This window comes from Geobacillus kaustophilus (assembly GCF_000948285.1).
Taxonomy (GTDB): Bacteria; Bacillota; Bacilli; order Bacillales; family Anoxybacillaceae; genus Geobacillus; species Geobacillus thermoleovorans_A.
Genome location: NZ_JYBP01000003.1, coordinates 601,197 through 618,760, shown reverse-complemented (window position 1 = coordinate 618,760; position 17,564 = coordinate 601,197). Strand labels below are relative to the sequence as shown.

13 protein-coding genes and 1 pseudogene are annotated in these 17,564 nt (G+C 56.1%); 2 read left to right on the top strand and 12 right to left on the bottom strand.

The window, feature by feature from the left end; genetic code table 11:
• The first annotated feature begins 223 nt into the window (after window positions 1–223).
• A complete protein-coding gene (gene tnpC, locus LG52_RS03595; protein ID WP_044730899.1) occupies window positions 224–1,672 on the top strand; it encodes an IS66 family transposase in 1,449 nt (482 codons plus the stop codon).
• Between the two features lie 198 nt (window positions 1,673–1,870).
• Here the strand turns inward: tnpC and LG52_RS03590 are convergent, their stop codons facing one another.
• From LG52_RS03590 to LG52_RS03575, 4 genes are read right to left on the bottom strand one after another with little or no spacing between them, the layout of a single operon-like run.
• Entirely contained in the window at window positions 1,871–2,308 is a 438-nt protein-coding gene (locus LG52_RS03590) for a BrxA/BrxB family bacilliredoxin (RefSeq protein WP_044730898.1), read from the bottom strand.
• A 32-nt stretch (window positions 2,309–2,340) separates the two neighbouring features.
• On the bottom strand, window positions 2,341–3,489 hold the full coding sequence (gene meaB, locus LG52_RS03585; protein WP_044730897.1) for a methylmalonyl Co-A mutase-associated GTPase MeaB: 1,149 nt from the start codon (window positions 3,487–3,489) through the stop codon (window positions 2,341–2,343).
• Window positions 3,486–5,681 carry a methylmalonyl-CoA mutase gene (gene scpA, locus LG52_RS03580; protein WP_044730896.1) on the bottom strand — a complete coding sequence of 732 codons (2,196 nt, stop codon included), beginning with the start codon at window positions 5,679–5,681 and terminating at the stop codon, window positions 3,486–3,488. Before scpA ends, meaB begins: the two co-directional genes overlap by 4 nt.
• Window positions 5,665–7,713 carry a methylmalonyl-CoA mutase family protein gene (locus tag LG52_RS03575; protein WP_044730895.1) on the bottom strand — a complete coding sequence of 683 codons (2,049 nt, stop codon included), beginning with the start codon at window positions 7,711–7,713 and terminating at the stop codon, window positions 5,665–5,667. Before LG52_RS03575 ends, scpA begins: the two co-directional genes overlap by 17 nt.
• A 240-nt stretch (window positions 7,714–7,953) precedes the next feature.
• Here LG52_RS03575 and LG52_RS20455 point away from each other — a divergent pair.
• Window positions 7,954–8,386 (top strand): annotated as a pseudogene (locus LG52_RS20455) (type II toxin-antitoxin system HicB family antitoxin).
• 494 nt (window positions 8,387–8,880) lie between these two features.
• Here LG52_RS20455 and LG52_RS03565 read toward each other — a convergent pair.
• The 8 genes from LG52_RS03565 to lpdA form a co-directional block, all read right to left on the bottom strand.
• Window positions 8,881–9,471 (bottom strand): Uma2 family endonuclease, encoded by a 591-nt coding sequence (locus LG52_RS03565; protein ID WP_044730894.1) that lies wholly within the window; start codon window positions 9,469–9,471, stop codon window positions 8,881–8,883.
• A 65-nt stretch (window positions 9,472–9,536) separates the two neighbouring features.
• The gene (locus LG52_RS03560; RefSeq protein ID WP_044730893.1) at window positions 9,537–10,943 is read right to left on the bottom strand and encodes a sensor histidine kinase; all 1,407 of its coding nucleotides are present in this window, start codon (window positions 10,941–10,943) and stop codon (window positions 9,537–9,539) included.
• Between the two features lie 2 nt (window positions 10,944–10,945).
• Entirely contained in the window at window positions 10,946–11,620 is a 675-nt protein-coding gene (locus tag LG52_RS03555; protein WP_044730892.1) for a response regulator transcription factor, read from the bottom strand.
• Window positions 11,621–12,595, bottom strand: a complete 975-nt coding sequence (locus LG52_RS03550) for a YncE family protein (protein ID WP_044730891.1) — start codon at window positions 12,593–12,595, stop codon at window positions 11,621–11,623.
• 119 nt (window positions 12,596–12,714) lie between these two features.
• Window positions 12,715–14,040, bottom strand: coding sequence for a dihydrolipoamide acetyltransferase family protein (locus LG52_RS03545; protein WP_044730890.1), 1,326 nt, complete (start codon window positions 14,038–14,040; stop codon window positions 12,715–12,717).
• Between the two features lie 37 nt (window positions 14,041–14,077).
• On the bottom strand, window positions 14,078–15,061 hold the full coding sequence (locus tag LG52_RS03540) for an alpha-ketoacid dehydrogenase subunit beta (RefSeq protein ID WP_044730889.1): 984 nt from the start codon (window positions 15,059–15,061) through the stop codon (window positions 14,078–14,080).
• A gap of 13 nt (window positions 15,062–15,074) precedes the next feature.
• The gene (locus LG52_RS03535; protein WP_044730888.1) at window positions 15,075–16,070 is read right to left on the bottom strand and encodes a thiamine pyrophosphate-dependent dehydrogenase E1 component subunit alpha; all 996 of its coding nucleotides are present in this window, start codon (window positions 16,068–16,070) and stop codon (window positions 15,075–15,077) included.
• 66 nt (window positions 16,071–16,136) lie between these two features.
• Window positions 16,137–17,558 carry a dihydrolipoyl dehydrogenase gene (lpdA, locus tag LG52_RS03530; protein WP_044730887.1) on the bottom strand — a complete coding sequence of 474 codons (1,422 nt, stop codon included), beginning with the start codon at window positions 17,556–17,558 and terminating at the stop codon, window positions 16,137–16,139.
• Window positions 17,559–17,564: the final 6 nt, after the last annotated feature.

Here is a 17,564-nt window from a genome sequence, read left to right as displayed (position 1 = left end):
CTGTATGCGGAAGAAGGATCCTGACTGATGAACCTATTTCATCCAGCTAACATGTCTCTAGGATTGAGTAGAAATCACAGAAAATGGTGAAGACCCAAAAAAAGTTGATCACAAGAGAAACTTACTGAATCAGTAACTATTCAGCCACCTCATAAAGTGAGCTGAATATTTTTTGGTTTTCCTGTCTATGATGTGAATATTGATAGACAAGGAGGTGAATCGCATGTTGACGGTACAACAAGCTGTATTTACGGTTGAAAGCTTAATCAGCAAAGTCCAACAACAAAAACAGCTCATTCATCAACTCATTCAAGAAAATGAACATTTGCGTCAAGAAAACAAACAGCTACGCAAAGAAAATGAACAACTGAAGTATCGCGTTCAAGAGCTGGAAGCACGCACGAAAAAAAACAGCTCTAATAGCCATCTGCCCCCATCTTCTGACCGTTTTGAGAAAAAGCGTTCCTCCCGCGAGCCGTCTGGCAAAAAGCCTGGCGGACGGGAGGGACATGAGGGAACGACGCTCCGTCAAGTGGAACATCCACATCATCGTGTCGTCCATCGCGTACATACGTGTCAAGGATGCGGGTCTTCTTTGCGTGACGTAAAACCGTTCAAAGTCGATGTCCGTCAAGTGTTTGATCTGCCTCCCGTGACGATGGAAGTGACACAACATGAACGCGAAGTGAAATCATGTCCACATTGCCGATGCGTGCAACAAGCCGAGTTCCCATCACACGTCACCAATCATGTGCAATATGGTCCACGGATCACGGCGCTTGTCGTGTATTTATACAACATACAAATGATTCCATATCAACGTTTACGTGACATGATGGAAGAGCTATATCAACATCCGATCAGCACAGGAACACTTGTCAATATGGTCAAACGAGGTCGCGAAGCACTCGAACCAAACATGGACATCATCGAGGAAGCATTGCTTCAATCGGACATCTTGCATGTCGATGAAACGAGCTTGCGGATCGATGGCAAACAGGCCTGGGTTCATGTCGCCTGTACATCCGCATATACGTACTTAGCTCCTCACGCTTCTCGTGGAAAGAAAGCAACCGATGAAATCGGGATTCTTCCACGATATAAAGGAACGATGATGCATGATGCATTCGGTACATACCCGAGATACACCGAAGCCACACATGCCCTTTGTCATGCCCATCATTTACGTGACTTGAAAGGATTCATCGAACAAGGGCATACATGGGCAAAACGGATGACCACGTTTCTATTAAATGCCAAACAAGTGGTCGAACAACATGGTGGCTTTCTTCCTGAAGAAGAAGCGAAACGTTGGGAGCACGTGTATGATCGCATACTCGAGAAAGCCAACCATCAGTTGGAAGGGATGACACCGTTGCCGAAAAAAGCGCTCTCCTTCGTTCGGCGACTTCAAAAACGAAAGGAAGAAGCGCTGCGCTTTTTGCGTGAAGCCCACGTTCCCTTTGACAACAACCAAGCCGAACGGGATCTTCGCATGGTCAAAGTCAAAGAGAACATCTCGGGTACATTTCGTCAGGAAACGTTCGCGCAGTCGTTTTGCATCGCAAGGAGCATCGTTTCCACACTCACCAAGCACGAAAAAAACGTGTGGGACTCGTTGTGTCTTCTGTTGACAGGCGAAACGATAGATCGTGTTCTTTCCGCTACGTAGGGCATTTTCTATGACAGAAATGCCCTATTTCTGCTGGGCTACTTTACACACTAGCATCGGGGTGAATAGTTATCTGAATCATTATACCATATGCGCTGCCTGTTTGCCTTTATCCAATCTCCTTAAAACACATATTATCACAAACAATAATGGTCATGCAAAAACCCGAAGCTCCCTCTCCAGCTTCGGGTTTTCCTTTCACACTTCTTCACAGTATTCATCAAACAACGCTTGCAGCTTTTGCACGACGGCGACCGGCTCGTGCCCTTCGATGTCGTGGCGGTGCAGCATGGCGCACAATTTCCCGTCTTTTAACAAGGCGAACGACGGCGAGGATGGCGGCTCGCCGACAAAATAGTCGCGCGCGCGGGCCGTTGCTTCTTTGTCTTGGCCGGCAAACACCGTCACTAAATGGTCCGGCCGCTTGTCGTAATGGACGGCGTGGGCTGCTGCCGGACGGGCGATGCCGCCGGCGCAGCCGCACACGGAGTTGATGAGGACAAGCGTCGTGCCCGGACGGCGGAATGCCGCATCGACATCTTCCGGCGTGCGCAGCTCTTCAAATCCGGCTTCGACCGCTTCACGCCGCGCTTGTTCGACGATGTCGTTATAGAGCGGAAATTGGAATTGAAACATTGTGACACCTCCTCTGATTTACGTTTATCATATCATATTTGATCGTCGATCCTCCGTTCATACGCTTCGATCAGCTCGCGGACGGCGGCGGTGACCGGCTTGGCGCCGGAAATGACGCTGTTCTCAAGCATCGGGAGCTTTTCTTTCACGATCGGGTCGGCGAAAAAGCGCGTTTCTACATATTCTTTGATCATGGCGTGCATCCAGTCTTTTTGCTGTTGGCGGCGGCGGTCGAAAAAGACGCCGGATCGCTTCGTCGTCTCAACGAACGTTTGGATGACGCGCCACATGTCGGCGATTCCTTCGCCCAAAAGCGCCGAGCACGTGTACGCTTTCGTCTCCCAGCCGGACGTGGCCGGGCGGAGGTAATGGAGAAATTGGTTGTATTCTTTTTGCGCCGCCCGCGCTTTTTCTTTATTATCGCCGTCCGCCTTGTTGATGACGATGGCGTCCACCAGCTCCATGATGCCGCGCTTCATCCCTTGCAGCTCGTCGCCGGCGCCGGTTAACGCCAAGAGGAGGAAAAAGTCGACCATCCCGCGAACGACAAACTCACTTTGCCCGACGCCGACCGTCTCAACCAAAATGATGTCATAGCCAGCTGCCTCACACAACATCATCGTCTCACGCGTTTTCCGGTGCACGCCGCCAAGCGCCCCGCCAGATGGCGACGGGCGGATAAACGCATGTGGATGGCGGGCAAGCGTCTCCATCCGCGTTTTGTCGCCGAGGATGCTGCCGCCGGTCAACGAACTCGTCGGGTCGACGGCCAAGACGGCGACGCGATGCCCTTGCTCGCATAAAAACGTGCCAAACGCTTCAATGAACGTGCTTTTTCCCGCCCCCGGCACGCCGGTGATGCCGATGCGGATCGAGCGGCCGACATGCGGAAGCAGTTCATTTAACACTTGTTGAGCCAAATCGATATGACGAGCAGCATTGCTTTCGACAAGCGTAATCGCCTGCGCCAATATCGTGCGGTCACCGGTGAGCACTCCTTGGACGTATTCTTCGACCGACCGCTCTTTCCGTCTCACGACCCGCTTTGGCGCCGGTGGGCGCGCGGCTTGCACGTACGACGACGCGCTTTCGCCATCCGCCCATTCCGGACGCCGCGGCTTGCCGTCCGCCGGTTCCGACAGGAGAGCGTCCTGTCCTTGCCGTTTCTCTTCGCCGCTCATTCGCTCACGTCCTCATAGCCGAGCCGGGCGTAAATTTCATCGAGCACTTTTTCCGCCGCTTCCGGGATCACCGTGCCTGGCCCAAAGATGGCAGCGGCGCCGTGTTCATACAAGAAGGCGTAGTCTTGCGGCGGGATGACGCCGCCGACGATGACGAGAATGTCGCTACGCCCGAGTTTTTCCAGCTCGGAAACAAGCTGCGGCACGAGCGTCTTATGCCCGCCAGCGAGCGAGCTGATGCCAATCGCATGCACGTCGTTTTCAACCGCCTGGCGCGCCGTTTCTTCCGGCGTTTGGAAGAGCGGGCCGATGTCGACGTCAAACCCTAAATCGGCAAACGCTGTCGCGATCACTTTCGCCCCGCGGTCATGGCCGTCCTGCCCCATTTTCGCGATCAAGATGCGCGGGCGCCGCCCTTCAAGTTCCGCGAACTGCTCCACCCGCCGCTTCACCCGTTCCAGCTGCGCTTCGTTTTTGTATTCCGAGCTGTACACGCCGCTGATCGAGCGGATGGCAGCGCGATGGCGCTTCGCCACTTTTTCGATCGCGTACGAAATTTCCCCGAGCGTCGCCCGGACGCGCGCCGCTTGGACGGCCAACTCAAGCAAGTTCCCTTCGCCCGTTTCCGCCGCTTTCGTGATGGCGTCAAGCGCCGCTTCGACTTGCTCGTTGTCGCGCGTTGCCCTCAGCTCGTTCAGCCGCTCGATTTGCCGCTGGCGCACGGCGGTGTTGTCGACTTCCAAAATGTCGATCGGCTCTTCCTTTTCCGGACGGTATTTGTTGACGCCGATGATCGTTTCCGCCCCCGAGTCGATGCGCGCTTGGCGGCGGGCCGCCGCTTCTTCGATGCGCATTTTCGGGATGCCCGTTTCAATGGCTTTCGCCATCCCGCCAAGGCTTTCGATTTCTTCGATATGCGCCCACGCCCGCTTCATCAATTCGTTCGTCAACGTCTCGACGTAATACGAACCGGCCCACGGGTCGATCGTCCGGCAAATGCCCGTTTCTTCCTGCAAGTACAGCTGCGTATTGCGGGCGATGCGCGCTGAGAAGTCAGTCGGCAAGGCGATCGCTTCATCCAAGGCGTTCGTATGGAGCGACTGCGTATGCCCCATCGCCGCCGCGTGCGCCTCGATGAGCGTGCGCACGACGTTGTTGAACGGATCTTGCTCGGTCAAGCTCCAGCCTGACGTTTGCGAATGCGTTCTTAGAGCGAGTGATTTCGGATTTTTCGGATGGAACGTTTTCATCATTTTCGCCCACATGAGACGCGCCGCCCGCAGTTTCGCCACTTCCATAAAGTAGTTCATGCCGATCGCCCAGAAAAACGACAGCCGCGGCGCGAACGAGTCGATGTCAATGCCCGCTTTCAAACCGGTGCGCACGTACTCAAGTCCGTCAGCGAGCGTGTACGCCAGCTCCAAATCGGCCGGCGCCCCAGCTTCTTGCATATGGTAGCCGGAAATGCTGATGCTGTTGAATTTCGGCATGTATTTGGCCGTATAGGCGAAAATGTCGGCGATGATGCGCATCGACATCTCCGGCGGATAAATGTACGTGTTGCGCACCATATACTCTTTCAAAATATCGTTTTGGATCGTGCCGGACAGTTTGTCCTGCGTCACTCCCTGCTCCTCGGCCGTGACGATGTAAAACGCCATGATCGGCAGCACCGCCCCGTTCATCGTCATCGACACCGACATTTGGTCGAGCGGGATGCCGTCAAATAAAATTTTCATATCAAGCACCGAGTCGATGGCCACCCCTGCTTTGCCGACGTCGCCGACAACGCGCGGATGGTCGGAGTCATAACCGCGGTGCGTCGCCAAATCAAACGCAACCGACAACCCTTTTTGCCCCATCGCCAAGTTGCGCCGGTAAAACGCGTTGCTCTCCTCGGCGGTCGAAAAGCCGGCGTATTGGCGGATCGTCCACGGCCGCACGACGTACATCGTCGGGTACGGCCCGCGCAAATACGGCGGCAAGCCGGGCAAGTAATCGAGAAAATCAAGCCCATCGATGTCTTCCTTTGTATAAAGCGGCTTCACCGCAATGTGTTCGTTCGTCTGAAACAAGAGCTCATCGATCGACTCTTGCACTCGCTCTTTGACCGCTTCTTTCCACTTCCGTTCATCAACATCGGCCGTTGCGGCGGAAAGCGTCATTTTTGTAAAATCAACGTACTTCGCCATCAAGCGCCACCCCTCTTTCCGTTAGAAACGCCACGATCACATCGTACGCGTTCGAACCGAGATGAATCGCGCCGTCCACCCCCGCGTCCGCGTACGTTTTCGCGAGCTCTTCCGTCGGTTTTCCGGCCACATACAGCTTCGCCATCGGCTTTGCCTGCTTGAACGCTTTCGCCAACTCCGGAACGAACGACGGATAATCATCATCGGCGCCGCAAACGATATAATGCGTCCCGTCCGTGCTTTGCACCCATTCGAGTGCTTCCTCGACCGATGCGAAGCCGCCGCTCCGCTCGGCCGCCACCCCGCCGGCCGCAAACAATCCGGCGATGAAATCAGCGCGCGCCTGATGGCGGACAAGCGGCCCGATATTGATCAAGTGAACAGAAAGCCGGCTTCCGGTGCGCTCCGCATGCTCCTCGGCCGCCTTGCGCAGCTGCTCAAATGGCTCAGCCAAGCGCCATGCGCGAATCGGCGCAATGCGGACCGACGAGTTTCCGTCAGCGAGCGCCGCTGCGATCTCCCGAGCGGTTGCTCGACGACGGGCCGCGCCAATCGCCGCTTCCATCCACGTCCCGCCCGCGAGCGCACCTCGAATGTCCGCCACCCCCTTTTCATCCAACGGCGGCAACTCTTTCGCCGCGGCTTGCGTCGGCTTTTGGATCGGCGTTTCTTCTAAGTTCGCGTACACGTTCGTGCCGACGATTTTTTCCTTCCGCGTCTTGACACGATCCAGCCGCCGCTTGGCGACCGCTTCCACTTCCGACTGCACGAAGCCGTCTTCGAGCGCCTTTATCATGCCGCCTTGTTCCTCCACGCGCTGGAACAGCTTCCACGCTTCTTCAGCGAGCTTAGCGGTCAACGTTTCCACATAATACGAGCCGCCCGCCGGATCGATGACGTTCGCCACATGCGCCTCCTCAAGCAAAATGAGCTGCGTGTTGCGGGCGATGCGCCGCGAAAACTCATCAGGGAGTCCGATCGCCTCGTCAAACGGCGACACATGCACGCCATCAGCGCCGCCGACAACGGCCGCAAACGCTTCCGCCGCCGCCCGAAGCATGTTCACATACGGGTCGTACACCGTTTTCGTAAAGCGCGACGTGCGCACATGCAGCTCGATCCGCCTTGCTGATTCACCGCCGCCAAACGCTTCGATCACTTGGGCCAACAACCGCCGCGCCGCCCGCAGCTTCGCGATTTCCATAAAGAAATCAGCCCCAACTGCAAACGACGCTTGCATCCGCGTCGCGATGTCATCGACCGTCAAGCCTCGATCCAGCCCAGCGCGGATATACTCGACCGCGGTCGCCAACGCGAACGCCAGCTCCTGCACGGCGTTCGCCCCGCCGTTATGGTACGGCTCGCCGCGCACCAAAATCGTGCGGACGGCGGGCATCTGTTCCTTCGCCCACTTCGTCACTTCCACCATTTCATCATACAGCCGCTCAAGCGAACACGAGAGCACCCCCTGTTCCGCCCACGCCCCGAGCGGATCCATGCCGATCGCGCCCCGCACGGCCGAAAGAGAGAGTCCCTTCTCCTGCAAATAAGCAACAAGCAGCGCCAAAAACGGAAGCGACCGCGCCCCGGCGTCCACACGGAGCGAATCGCGATCGAGCGGCACGCCATCAAACATCGCCGCGAGAACATCGACCGACTCGACGGCAAACGGCAGCCGCCCAAGAGCGAGATGAATTTCCGTCTGCCCTCTTTGCAAATCATGCTTGACCGCCTCGTTCCATTCGGACGGGCTCGCCGCTGAAATCTCCTGGCTCACTTTCCACGGCCCGCCCCGATACCCTTCCGGCCGCGCCCCGCGCACATACTGGCCAAAGCCCGGGTATTGCTCAAGCGGACCAAGCACCTCCAAGTCTCGGCGCGTATAGAGCGGTTTCACCGCAATGTTTTCGTACGTCATCGATACAAGCCGCTCGAGCGGCTTGCCTTTCAGCGACTTTTCCGCTTCCCGCTCCCACTCCTCCACCGTCGGAGCCGGAAACGCCGCTTCCTTCATCTTCGCGACATCGCTCATCCCGATCCCCCTTTGCCTTCCTGACATAAGAAGCCGCTTTCTTTTCAAGCCGCACCTTTCCCTTTCGAGCCCGTCTTGCTCGGAACGAAGAGCTGATAACGCTTCTTGTGGGAAAAAACGGTTTCTATGTTTATTGTAGTACATCGGCCGCGTTTGGGCAATGAACAAAAAAACAGATTGCCAGAGGCGCTGCTTTTTTCGGAAAAAACAAAAGCCGTTCGCAGGAACACAGTAACAGGAATGCCGTTGATTATTGTTGTTTTTAAAAATAAGGAAAGTTACATTTACCCAGCGATTTTCGATTATGCGGATGATGGAATATCTGTTGAGTTTCCGGATCTTCCTGGCTGCTTTACCATGCGGAAACACCGAAGAAGAAGCGTTTCAAATGGCAAAAGAAGTGATGGCATTACACTTATACGGCTTGGAACAGGAAAATGAAGAGATTCCTCAACCTTCAAAAGTATCAGAAATTCAAACAGGAAACAATTAAGTTATCGTGTTTATCGAGGTATGGATGCCACCTTTTCGTCATGAAATGGAAAACAAAGCAGTCAAAAAAACATTAACGATCCCGAAATGGCTCGATGACTTGGCGAAACAACACCATGTCAACTATTTACAAATCCTCCAAGAAGCCCTGAAAAAACATCTCGGAGCGACAGACCGATAGATGGCAAAGCCATTTGCGTCCGGAACGCCAAAAGCCGTCCTGCCTGCGGGCGGCTTTTTTCTTTTGCCTCTTGCATTCCGCACTGGTCAAACCCGAGTTCGACAGTTTTAAGGCCATTTTAGGCAAATGAAAATGTCCAAAATGCTGTTATATCAAGGATTTCGCGATGCGGATCCTAGAAAAAACACCGAATTTCATAGGCACACGAACGGTTGCCTTTCTTTTCACGCAAATGTTTGACTATGATGATTCCAGGCATTGTTTATCAGATCCATTTGCTTTTTGAATTGTGTTTGCCCGTCTGGATCTCCTTTGACAAACGTATACGGTTAACTTTTTAATGATGAGCATGTTATAGAATGACGGAAAGCGCCCTCCTTCTTCCGCCGTGCGACGATACGATGAAAGGAAGGGGGCGTTGTTACATACTCTCTTGGACAATGCTCCCTCGTCCCCCTCCCAAATCGCCGCTTAGCGAAAATCTCAACTGCCATTTATTCATTTTGGAAAATGTTTTGCAAATCGATCACGAAATCCTTCAATACATGAACGGAAACGGCGTCATCCCGGTTGTACACTCCGCGAAGTTCCAACGATCCTGTTTTCTCACGTAAATACACTTCCACCACTTGATTCGCCGGGTCAACGATCCAATATTCCTTCACCCCGGCCCGCTCGTACGCGATCCGTTTGTCCATCCGGTCGATTTTGGCCGTGGCGGGGGACAAGATCTCGATGACCAAATCCGGAGCCCCGACAATGCGATTTTTTTGAATTTTGTTTTTGTCGCAGATGACGACAAGATCGGGGCATACCCAGTTTCGGACGTTTTCATCCACCCATCCCTTTCGATGATCTTCGAAAAGGTACACATCGATCGGGGCGGTCAACACGCGACAATCCTTTCCTCTGAGATGCATCCCAAATTCGATCGAAAGCTGGAGCGAAATCCATTGATGTTCCGGCGTCGGCGATGGCGCCAAGCTGATGATGTTCCCGTCCAACACCTCGCACCGTTTTCCTTCCGGCCATGTTGCGTACTCTTTGTAGGTCATAAGGGCCTGTTCCTTTTCTGGTGCACCCATATACTCCACCTACCTCCTATTTTTAATTAATTATACACCGTGAATTCCTGCGTCTTGAACGATGTTTATTCCTCTTCCCGAACGAGCGGCAAGCGGACCGATACAGTCGTCCCGCGTCCAAGGTCGCTGTCGAACTGGATCACACCGTCATGAAGGGCGACGATTTGTTTGACGATCGCCAGCCCCAAGCCGGTGCCGCCTTCTTTGCGGGTACGCGCGCGGTCGACGCGGAAAAAGCGCTGGCCGAGAAACGGCAGCTGGTCTTTCGGAATGCCTTTTCCCGTATCTTGGATGACAAGCTCGCCTTCTGCTTCCGACAGGCGGGAAAGCCGAACCGTCACCGCGCCGCCTTCCGGGGTGTAGCGGATGGCGTTGTCAAGCAAGTTGCGCACGACTTGTTCAAGCCGGTCGGCGTCGCCGTTGACGATGACATCATAGTCCAACTCGCATGACAGTTGGATTCGCTTTTGCGCCGCGATGGGCTCGTACGTGGCGATGACATCTTCGATCACTTGGGCGAACGCTACCGGCGCGCGCTCGAGCGGCACGCCTTGCCCTTCAAGGCGCGCCAAATCCAACAAATCGTGGACAAGCCGCTCCATCCGTTCCGTTTCGCGGTGGATGAGGCGAAGATACGCCTTTTCTTCTTCCTTCGTTTTCGCGAGGCCGGCCAGGAGCGCTTCGCTGTACCCTTTCATATAGCTTAACGGGGTGCGCAGCTCGTGTGAGACATTGGCCAAAAACTCACGCTTCCGCTCGTCTTCTTTGGCGATGGCGTCCGCCATTTGGTTGAACGCCTTCGCCAGACGGCCGATTTCATCATCGGTCCGCACCGGGATGGCCGCCTCATAGCGGCCATCCGCCATGCGTTCTGCCGCTTGTTCCATCGCTTGCAGCGGCTCGGTCATCTGCCGCACCATCCGCCGTCCGGCGAACAAAAGCGCGCCGGCGAACATGGCCGCAAGCGGCCAAAACGCGGTCGCCGCCCGCTTCGTCGCTTCTTGCACATCGGCTAACGGCAAATACAAGTAAATCGCTCCTTCAAGCCGTTTGCCGTCCAAAAGCGGAACGACGACCGCCATCACCCGGCGGCCGAACCTCTTTTCGTATCCCGTTTTGACGACGGGCTTCCCGGCTAACAGCGTTTCCCGGTCGCGGCCGCTCACGAGCGCGTCATAGTGAATCGGAAACGGAAAGCAGGCGCTCAGTTCGCGCGGGTTGTCGATCAACAAGATGGTGGCCGTCGATTTTTCGTCATACCATTCAATTTGGCGGCGGTACACCTCCGTCACCGCCCCGCCGCGATAGTCGCGGGCGAGGCTCGTCCCTTCCGCAATCAACGTTTGTTCCACTTCTTTCATGTACACCGCCCGGTAAAAATAATTCAAAAGGCCAAAGGAAAACGCCAGCGTCACCACGACCGCTGCGCCGATTGACAGCCATATTTTCTGTCCTAACCGAAGCCTCCTCATGTTCATCCCTCAAACTTGTAGCCGATGCCCCATACGGTTTGGATATGACGGCCGGCGTCTTTCAGCTTCATGCGCAGCGTTTTCACATGCGTATCGACCGTGCGGGCGTTTCCGGTATAGTCGTACCCCCACACCTTGACGAGCAAGTCGTCGCGGCTGAACACTTGACCACGGTGCTTCGCCAAAAACAGCAAGAGCTCAAACTCTTTCAACGTCAGCCTCACGGGATCGCCGCCAACGGCCACCGTCCGGCCTTTTTCATCGATGGCGAGTTCCCCGAATTGCAGCCGGCCATTCTGTTCGCGGCTGCGCCGCGCCCGGCGCAGCACCGCCTCAAGACGAGCGATGAGCTCCCCCGGGCTGAACGGCTTGACGATGTAATCGTCGCCGCCAAGCTTCAATCCTTTCACTTTATCCCATTCTTCCCCCAGTGCCGTCAAAAACAAAATCGGCACGTCCGACTGCTCGCGAATGCGTGCGCAGACAGCGAATCCGTCCTGCTTTGGCATCATGACGTCCAATAGAACTGCATCAACCGGCTGTTGCGCAAGAATCGCCAACGCCTCGTCCCCGTCTCCTGCTTCCAAGCAGCGGAAGCCCGCGTTTTCCAAATACATGCCAACCAACAGGCGCATCTCTTCTTCATCATCAACAATCAACACCGTTCGCTTGTCCATTTACCGTCCCTCCCGAATGAGCAACTGCAGCGGGCCATCCCCTGTTTTCCAACGGGCAAGCGGACGCATCGTCGCTTCGTCGACCACGATGATTTCATCGCTGTCATAGCTGGCGATATACAAACGGCCTCCTGCCGCCTCGATGGCAAACGGATTGGCGCCGACAGACGCCGAAGCGAGCTTCTTTCCGTCTGGAGAAAATTGATAGACTGTGTTGGAGCCGTGGCTTAGCACAAACACGCCGCGGTTCGTTTCGGCAAAATCGACTGGCATGACTGGCGCGGCAAGCGTCCGGAGCAAACGGCCGTCCTCAAGCGAGTAGATGTGGATATTGCTCTCTACCTTGCTTCCGCTTCCGTGTCCGCCGACCCACAGCTCCCCTTGCCGCTCGCGCACCAATCCGCCTAGGGCGAACTTCGGCACGGCAAACGAATGGATGACGCGGCGGCGGGCTGCGTCGATGACCGACGCGCGTTCGTCTTGAAAATCGATGGCATACAGCCGCGTTCCAGCGCGGTTGACAAGCATCGTCATCGGAGACTGGCCAACCGACAGACGAGCGATTTCCTTCCCGTCGCGGCCCGTGACGCGCACCGCGTTGTGCACGCTGTCGCCGAAAAACCATGTGCGTCCATTTGGAGATGGAACCGCGCTTACGATGCCGCTTCCCGTTTTCCACTCCCTAAGCGGCTTCCCGGTTGTAAGGTCGTACCGGTAGACACGGTCAAGATTCCGGCCGTACAAAAGAAGCGTCCGTCCGTCTGGGCTCAACGCCCCGCCTTGAAACGGTTCGTTGATGTGCCAGCGAGCGACCTTTTCGCCGTTGTTCGCGTTCAAAAACGTGACCGTTTCCGCTTTGACATCGAGGCTGATGATGACCGAAAGCGAATCAGCGATCGGGGGAAACGATGTTTTCACGCAGCCGCTTAGCAGCAAGAGCCAACATAACAACATCCACATACTCACTCGATTCATCCAGTATTTCTCCTTCGCACGTTCGTTTCTGTCCTCATTATACCTCACATTTGTGAAAGAAGTTTGAAATCGCGCCATATAAAAACCCCACCGCCAACCAATGGCGATGGGGCGAACCGTTAATAAATCGGCGTATTGTCTTTGTTCATGTTTTCCAAAATCGCTTTGACGCGGGCGAGGAAGCGGCCGCAAATTAAGCCGTCCAAGACGCGGTGGTCAAGCGACAAGCATAAGTTGACCATGTCGCGGATGGCGATCATGCCGTTTTTGACAACCGGGCGTTTGACGATCGTTTCCACTTGCAAAATGGCCGCTTGCGGATAGTTGATAATGCCCATCGACTGCACCGAGCCGAACGCGCCGGTGTTGTTGACGGTGAACGTGCCGCCTTGCATGTCTTCCGGACGGAGTTTGCCGGCGCGCGTTTTCGCCGCCAGTTCAGCGATTTCGCGGGCGATGCCTTTGATCGTTTTCTCATCGGCGTGCTTGATGACCGGAACGAACAAAGCGTCATCCGTGGCAACGGCGATCGAGATGTTGATGTCTTTGCGCTGGATGATTTTATCGCCGGCCCACACCGAGTTCAGCTGCGGGAATTCCTTCAGCGCTTGGGCGACCGCCTTGACGAAGAAGGCGAAATACGTCAAATTGAAGCCTTCGCGCCGCTTGAACTCGTCTTTGATCGCGTCGCGGTAGGCGACAAGGTCGGTGACGTCCACTTCGACCATCGTCCACGCGTGCGGCGCTTCGTGTTTGCTGCGGAGCATGTTCGCCGCGATCGCTTTGCGCACCGGGGTGACCGGAATTTCGATGTCGCCCGCTCCAGCTTCGATCGTTGGCGCCGCTGGTTTGATCGGCGCCGTGACCGGAGCAGCTGGTTCCACTTGCGCGGCGGCCGGGGCCGGTTGTTCCGTTTTCGGTTCAGCTTTCGGCGCCGCTTGTTCCGCCGCCGGTGCCGCTCCTGCTTTCGGAATTTGCCCGGACTCAATGAGCTTCAGCAAATCTTTGCGCGTCACCCGTCCGCCGAGACCAGTGCCTTTCACTTGTTCAAGGTCAATGCCGTGTTCTTGGGCGAGGCGGAGCACGGCCGGCGAGTAGCGGCCGTTGTTCGCCCGGTCGGCCTTTTTCGGAGCGGCCGGCGGGGCGTTGTCTTCCGCTTTCGACGCTTCCTCCGCCGGCTTCGCTTCCGGCGCGGCCGCTTCGCCTTCCACTTCGATCGTGCAAATCGGCGCGCCGACCGGGAGCGTTTCTCCTTCTTTGGCGATCAGCTCGCGGATGACGCCGGCAAACGACGACGGAATCTCCGCGCTCACTTTATCGGTGATGACTTCGGCGACCGGATCGTATTTGTTCACTTTGTCGCCCGGGGAGACGAGCCATTTGCTGATGGTGCCTTCGGTGACGCTCTCCCCAAGCTGAGGCATCGTCAATTGTTCGATGGCCACATCGATACCCTCCTATCTTTGCTGCAATGTCTTCGCCTTAAAACGCCGCGAGTTCACGCATCGCTTTTTCGACTTTTTCCGGATTGACCATAAAGAACTTTTCCATCGTCGGCGCATACGGCATCGCCGGGACGTCCGGACCGGCCAAGCGCATAATCGGCGCGTCGAGCTCAAACAGGCAATGCTCAGCAATAATGGCCGCTACTTCGCTCATGACGCTGCCTTCTTTATTGTCTTCCGTGATGAGCAGCACTTTCCCCGTTTTGCTCGCCGCTTCGATGATCGCTTCTTTGTCGAGCGGATAGACGGTGCGCAAATCCAACAGGTGAACGGAAATGCCGTCTTGGGCGACGCGCTCGGCCGCCTGCAAGGCAAAATGGACGCACAGCCCGTACGTGATGACTGTGATGTCATCGCCTTCACGCTTGACGTCCGCCTTGCCGATCGGAAGCACGTAGTCGTCCGCCGGCACTTCCCCTTTAATGAGGCGGTAGGCGCGTTTATGCTCGAAAAAGAGAACCGGGTCTTCGTCGCGAATCGCCGCTTTCAGAAGCCCTTTCACATCGTACGGCGTCGATGGCATGACGATTTTCAGCCCCGGCTGATTGGCGAAAATCGCTTCGACCGACTGCGAGTGATACAGGGCGCCATGCACGCCGCCGCCGTACGGGGCGCGAATAACGATCGGGCAGTTCCAGTCGTTGTTCGAGCGGTAGCGGATGCGGGCCGCTTCGGAAATAATTTGGTTGACCGCCGGCATAATGAAGTCGGCAAACTGAATCTCAGCAATCGGGCGCAAGCCGTACATCGCCGCGCCGATGCCGACGCCGACGATCGCCGATTCCGAAAGCGGCGTATCAATCACGCGCTCTTCGCCGAACTGTTCGTATAACCCTTGTGTCGCTTTGAACACCCCGCCTTTTTTGCCGACGTCTTCTCCTAACACAAACACGCGCGGGTCGCGCTCCATTTCTTCGCGAATCGCCATCGTGACCGCATCAATATAGGAAATAACAGGCATCGTCGATTCCCCCTTACTCCTCGGCATACACGTAACGAAGCGCGTGCTCCGGTTCGGCGTACGGCGCCTTCTCGGCATAGTCGGTCGCTTCGTTCACTTCCTTCATGACGCGTTCTTGAATTTCTTTCTCTCGTTCATCGGTCAAGACGCCGGTTTCTTTCAAATAGTTGGCAAACGATACGATCGGGTCTTTGGCGCGCGCTTCAGCGAGCTCTTCTTCCGTCCGGTAGACGCGGTGGTCGTCGTCCGACGAGTGCGACGTCAAGCGGTATGTCACCGCTTCAATGAGCGTCGGCCCTTCGCCGCGGCGGGCGCGGTCGGCCGCTTCTTTCACAACGCGGTACACTTCAAGCGGATCGGTTCCGTCGACCGTATAGCCCGGCATGCCGTAGCCGATGGCGCGGTCGGACACCTTTTCGCATGCGAGTTGTTTCGAAATCGGCACAGAAATGGCGTACTTGTTGTTTTCGCACATGAAGATGACCGGAAGCTTGTGAACGCCGGCGAAGTTCGCCCCTTCGTGGAAATCGCCTTGGTTTGACGACCCTTCGCCGAACGTGACGAAGGCGACAAAATCTTTCTTTTCCATTTTCGCCGCCAACGCGAAGCCGACCGCATGCGGCACTTGCGTCGTCACAGGCGATGAACCGGTGACGATCCGGTTTTTCTTTTTCCCGAAGTGCCCGGGCATTTGCCGGCCGCCGGAGTTCGGGTCTTCCGCCTTGGCGAACGCCGCCAGCATCAATTCTCTCGGCGTCATGCCAAACGTCAGAACAACGCCCACATCGCGGTAATACGGCAGCACATAGTCTTTCGTCCGGTCAAGGGCGAACGCCGCGCCGACTTGCGCTGCCTCCTGCCCTTGGCACGAGATGACGAACGGAATTTTCCCCGCGCGGTTTAACAGCCACATACGCTCATCGAGCTTGCGGGCGAGAAGCATCGTTTCATACATTTCCAACACCGTGTCATCGCTTAATCCGAGCGCCTGATGACGGTTTTGCGCCATCGCAACAACCTCCCTTAGATTCACATAGTCAACCAATGATCGCGCGCCGAGCGGATGCTCCATAAGCTAAAAATGAATCGCTTTGCCGTCGACCGCCAGCGCCGCTTCCGCCACGGCCTCCGACAGCGTCGGGTGCGGATGAATGGCATGGGCGACTTCCCAAGTAGCCGCATCGAGCACGCGGGCGAGCCCGGCTTCGGAAATCAAATCGGTCACGTGCGGCCCGACCATATGGACGCCGAGCAGATCGTCCGTGTTCCGGTCGGCGACGATTTTCACAAACCCTTCCGCTTCGCCGAATACCAGCGCCTTGCCAATGGCTTTAAACGGAAACTTGCCGACTTTGACGTCATAGCCTTTCGCTTTTGCTTCCTGCTCCGTCAAGCCGACTGCCGCCGCCTCCGGCCGGGTGTAAATGCACCGTGGCACCATCGTATAATCAATCGGCGCCGGGTTGCACCCGGCTAAATGCTCAATGGCGACAATCCCTTCATGGGCGGCGACATGGGCAAGCTGCAAGCCGCCGATGACATCGCCGATCGCGTAAATGTGCGATTCTTTCGTTTGACCGAATTCGTTTGTTTGAATGTAGCCTTTTTCCACGACAATGTCGGTGTTTTCGAGGCCGATTCCTTCGATGTTCGCCTGCCGCCCGACGGAAACGAGCATCTTGTCGGCGGCAAACGTTTTCCGCTCGCCTTGATGCTCCGCTTGGATCGTGACGCCGTTTCCTTTCTCGAGCGTCTCCGGCAGCACCCGCGCTCCCGTGACGATGTTGACGCCGCGGCGGCGGAGCAATTTTTCCATTTCTTTTGACACGTCTTCATCTTCTGTCGGCAAAATGCGGTCAGCATACTCAAGCACGGTGACATCCACGCCGAAATCGTTCAGCATCGACGCCCATTCCATGCCGATCACCCCGCCGCCGACGATCAAGATGGACGATGGGAGCGTCTCCATTTGCAGCGCTTCATCGGACGTCATCACAAATTCGCCGTCCGGCTCGAGCCCTGGCAGCGTGCGCGGCCGCGAGCCGGTGGCGATGACGACAAATTTCGGCACAAGCATTTCGTTTTCGCTGCCGTCGTTCATTTCGACCGACACCGTCCCCGAAAGCGGCGAGAAAATCGATGGGCCGAGCAGGCGGCCGGTGCCAGCGTACACATCGATTTTCCCTTTTTTCATCAAATGTTGAACGCCTTTATGGAGCTGCTCGACGATGGCCGCTTTGCGCGCCTGCACTTTGGCAAAATCGAGGCGCACGCCGTCGGCGATGACACCAAACGCCTCGCCGTTTTTCGTTTGCGCGTACACTTCTGCACTGCGAAGCAGCGCTTTGGACGGAATGCAGCCCGCGTGCAGGCACGTGCCGCCAAGCTTCCCTTTTTCCACAACGGCCGTTTTCAACCCGAGCTGCGAGGCGCGAATGGCGGCGACATAGCCGCCCGTTCCTCCGCCTAGAATGACGACATCATATTCTTTTGCCATCTTGCC

Bases quoted from the DNA above. Each gene is read 5' to 3' on its own strand.
- tnpC (WP_044730899.1), top strand. From the start codon at position 224: ATGTTGACGGTACAACAAGCTGTATTTACGGTTGAAAGCTTAATCAGC.
- LG52_RS03590 (WP_044730898.1), bottom strand. From the start codon at position 2,308: ATGTTTCAATTCCAATTTCCGCTCTATAACGACATCGTCGAACAAGCG.
- meaB (WP_044730897.1), bottom strand. From the start codon at position 3,489: ATGAGCGGCGAAGAGAAACGGCAAGGACAGGACGCTCTCCTGTCGGAA.
- scpA (WP_044730896.1), bottom strand. From the start codon at position 5,681: ATGGCGAAGTACGTTGATTTTACAAAAATGACGCTTTCCGCCGCAACG.
- LG52_RS03575 (WP_044730895.1), bottom strand. From the start codon at position 7,713: ATGAGCGATGTCGCGAAGATGAAGGAAGCGGCGTTTCCGGCTCCGACG.
- LG52_RS03565 (WP_044730894.1), bottom strand. From the start codon at position 9,471: ATGGGTGCACCAGAAAAGGAACAGGCCCTTATGACCTACAAAGAGTAC.
- LG52_RS03560 (WP_044730893.1), bottom strand. From the start codon at position 10,943: ATGAGGAGGCTTCGGTTAGGACAGAAAATATGGCTGTCAATCGGCGCA.
- LG52_RS03555 (WP_044730892.1), bottom strand. From the start codon at position 11,620: ATGGACAAGCGAACGGTGTTGATTGTTGATGATGAAGAAGAGATGCGC.
- LG52_RS03550 (WP_044730891.1), bottom strand. From the start codon at position 12,595: ATGAATCGAGTGAGTATGTGGATGTTGTTATGTTGGCTCTTGCTGCTA.
- LG52_RS03540 (WP_044730889.1), bottom strand. From the start codon at position 15,061: ATGCCTGTTATTTCCTATATTGATGCGGTCACGATGGCGATTCGCGAA.
- LG52_RS03535 (WP_044730888.1), bottom strand. From the start codon at position 16,070: ATGGCGCAAAACCGTCATCAGGCGCTCGGATTAAGCGATGACACGGTG.
- lpdA (WP_044730887.1), bottom strand. From the start codon at position 17,558: ATGGCAAAAGAATATGATGTCGTCATTCTAGGCGGAGGAACGGGCGGC.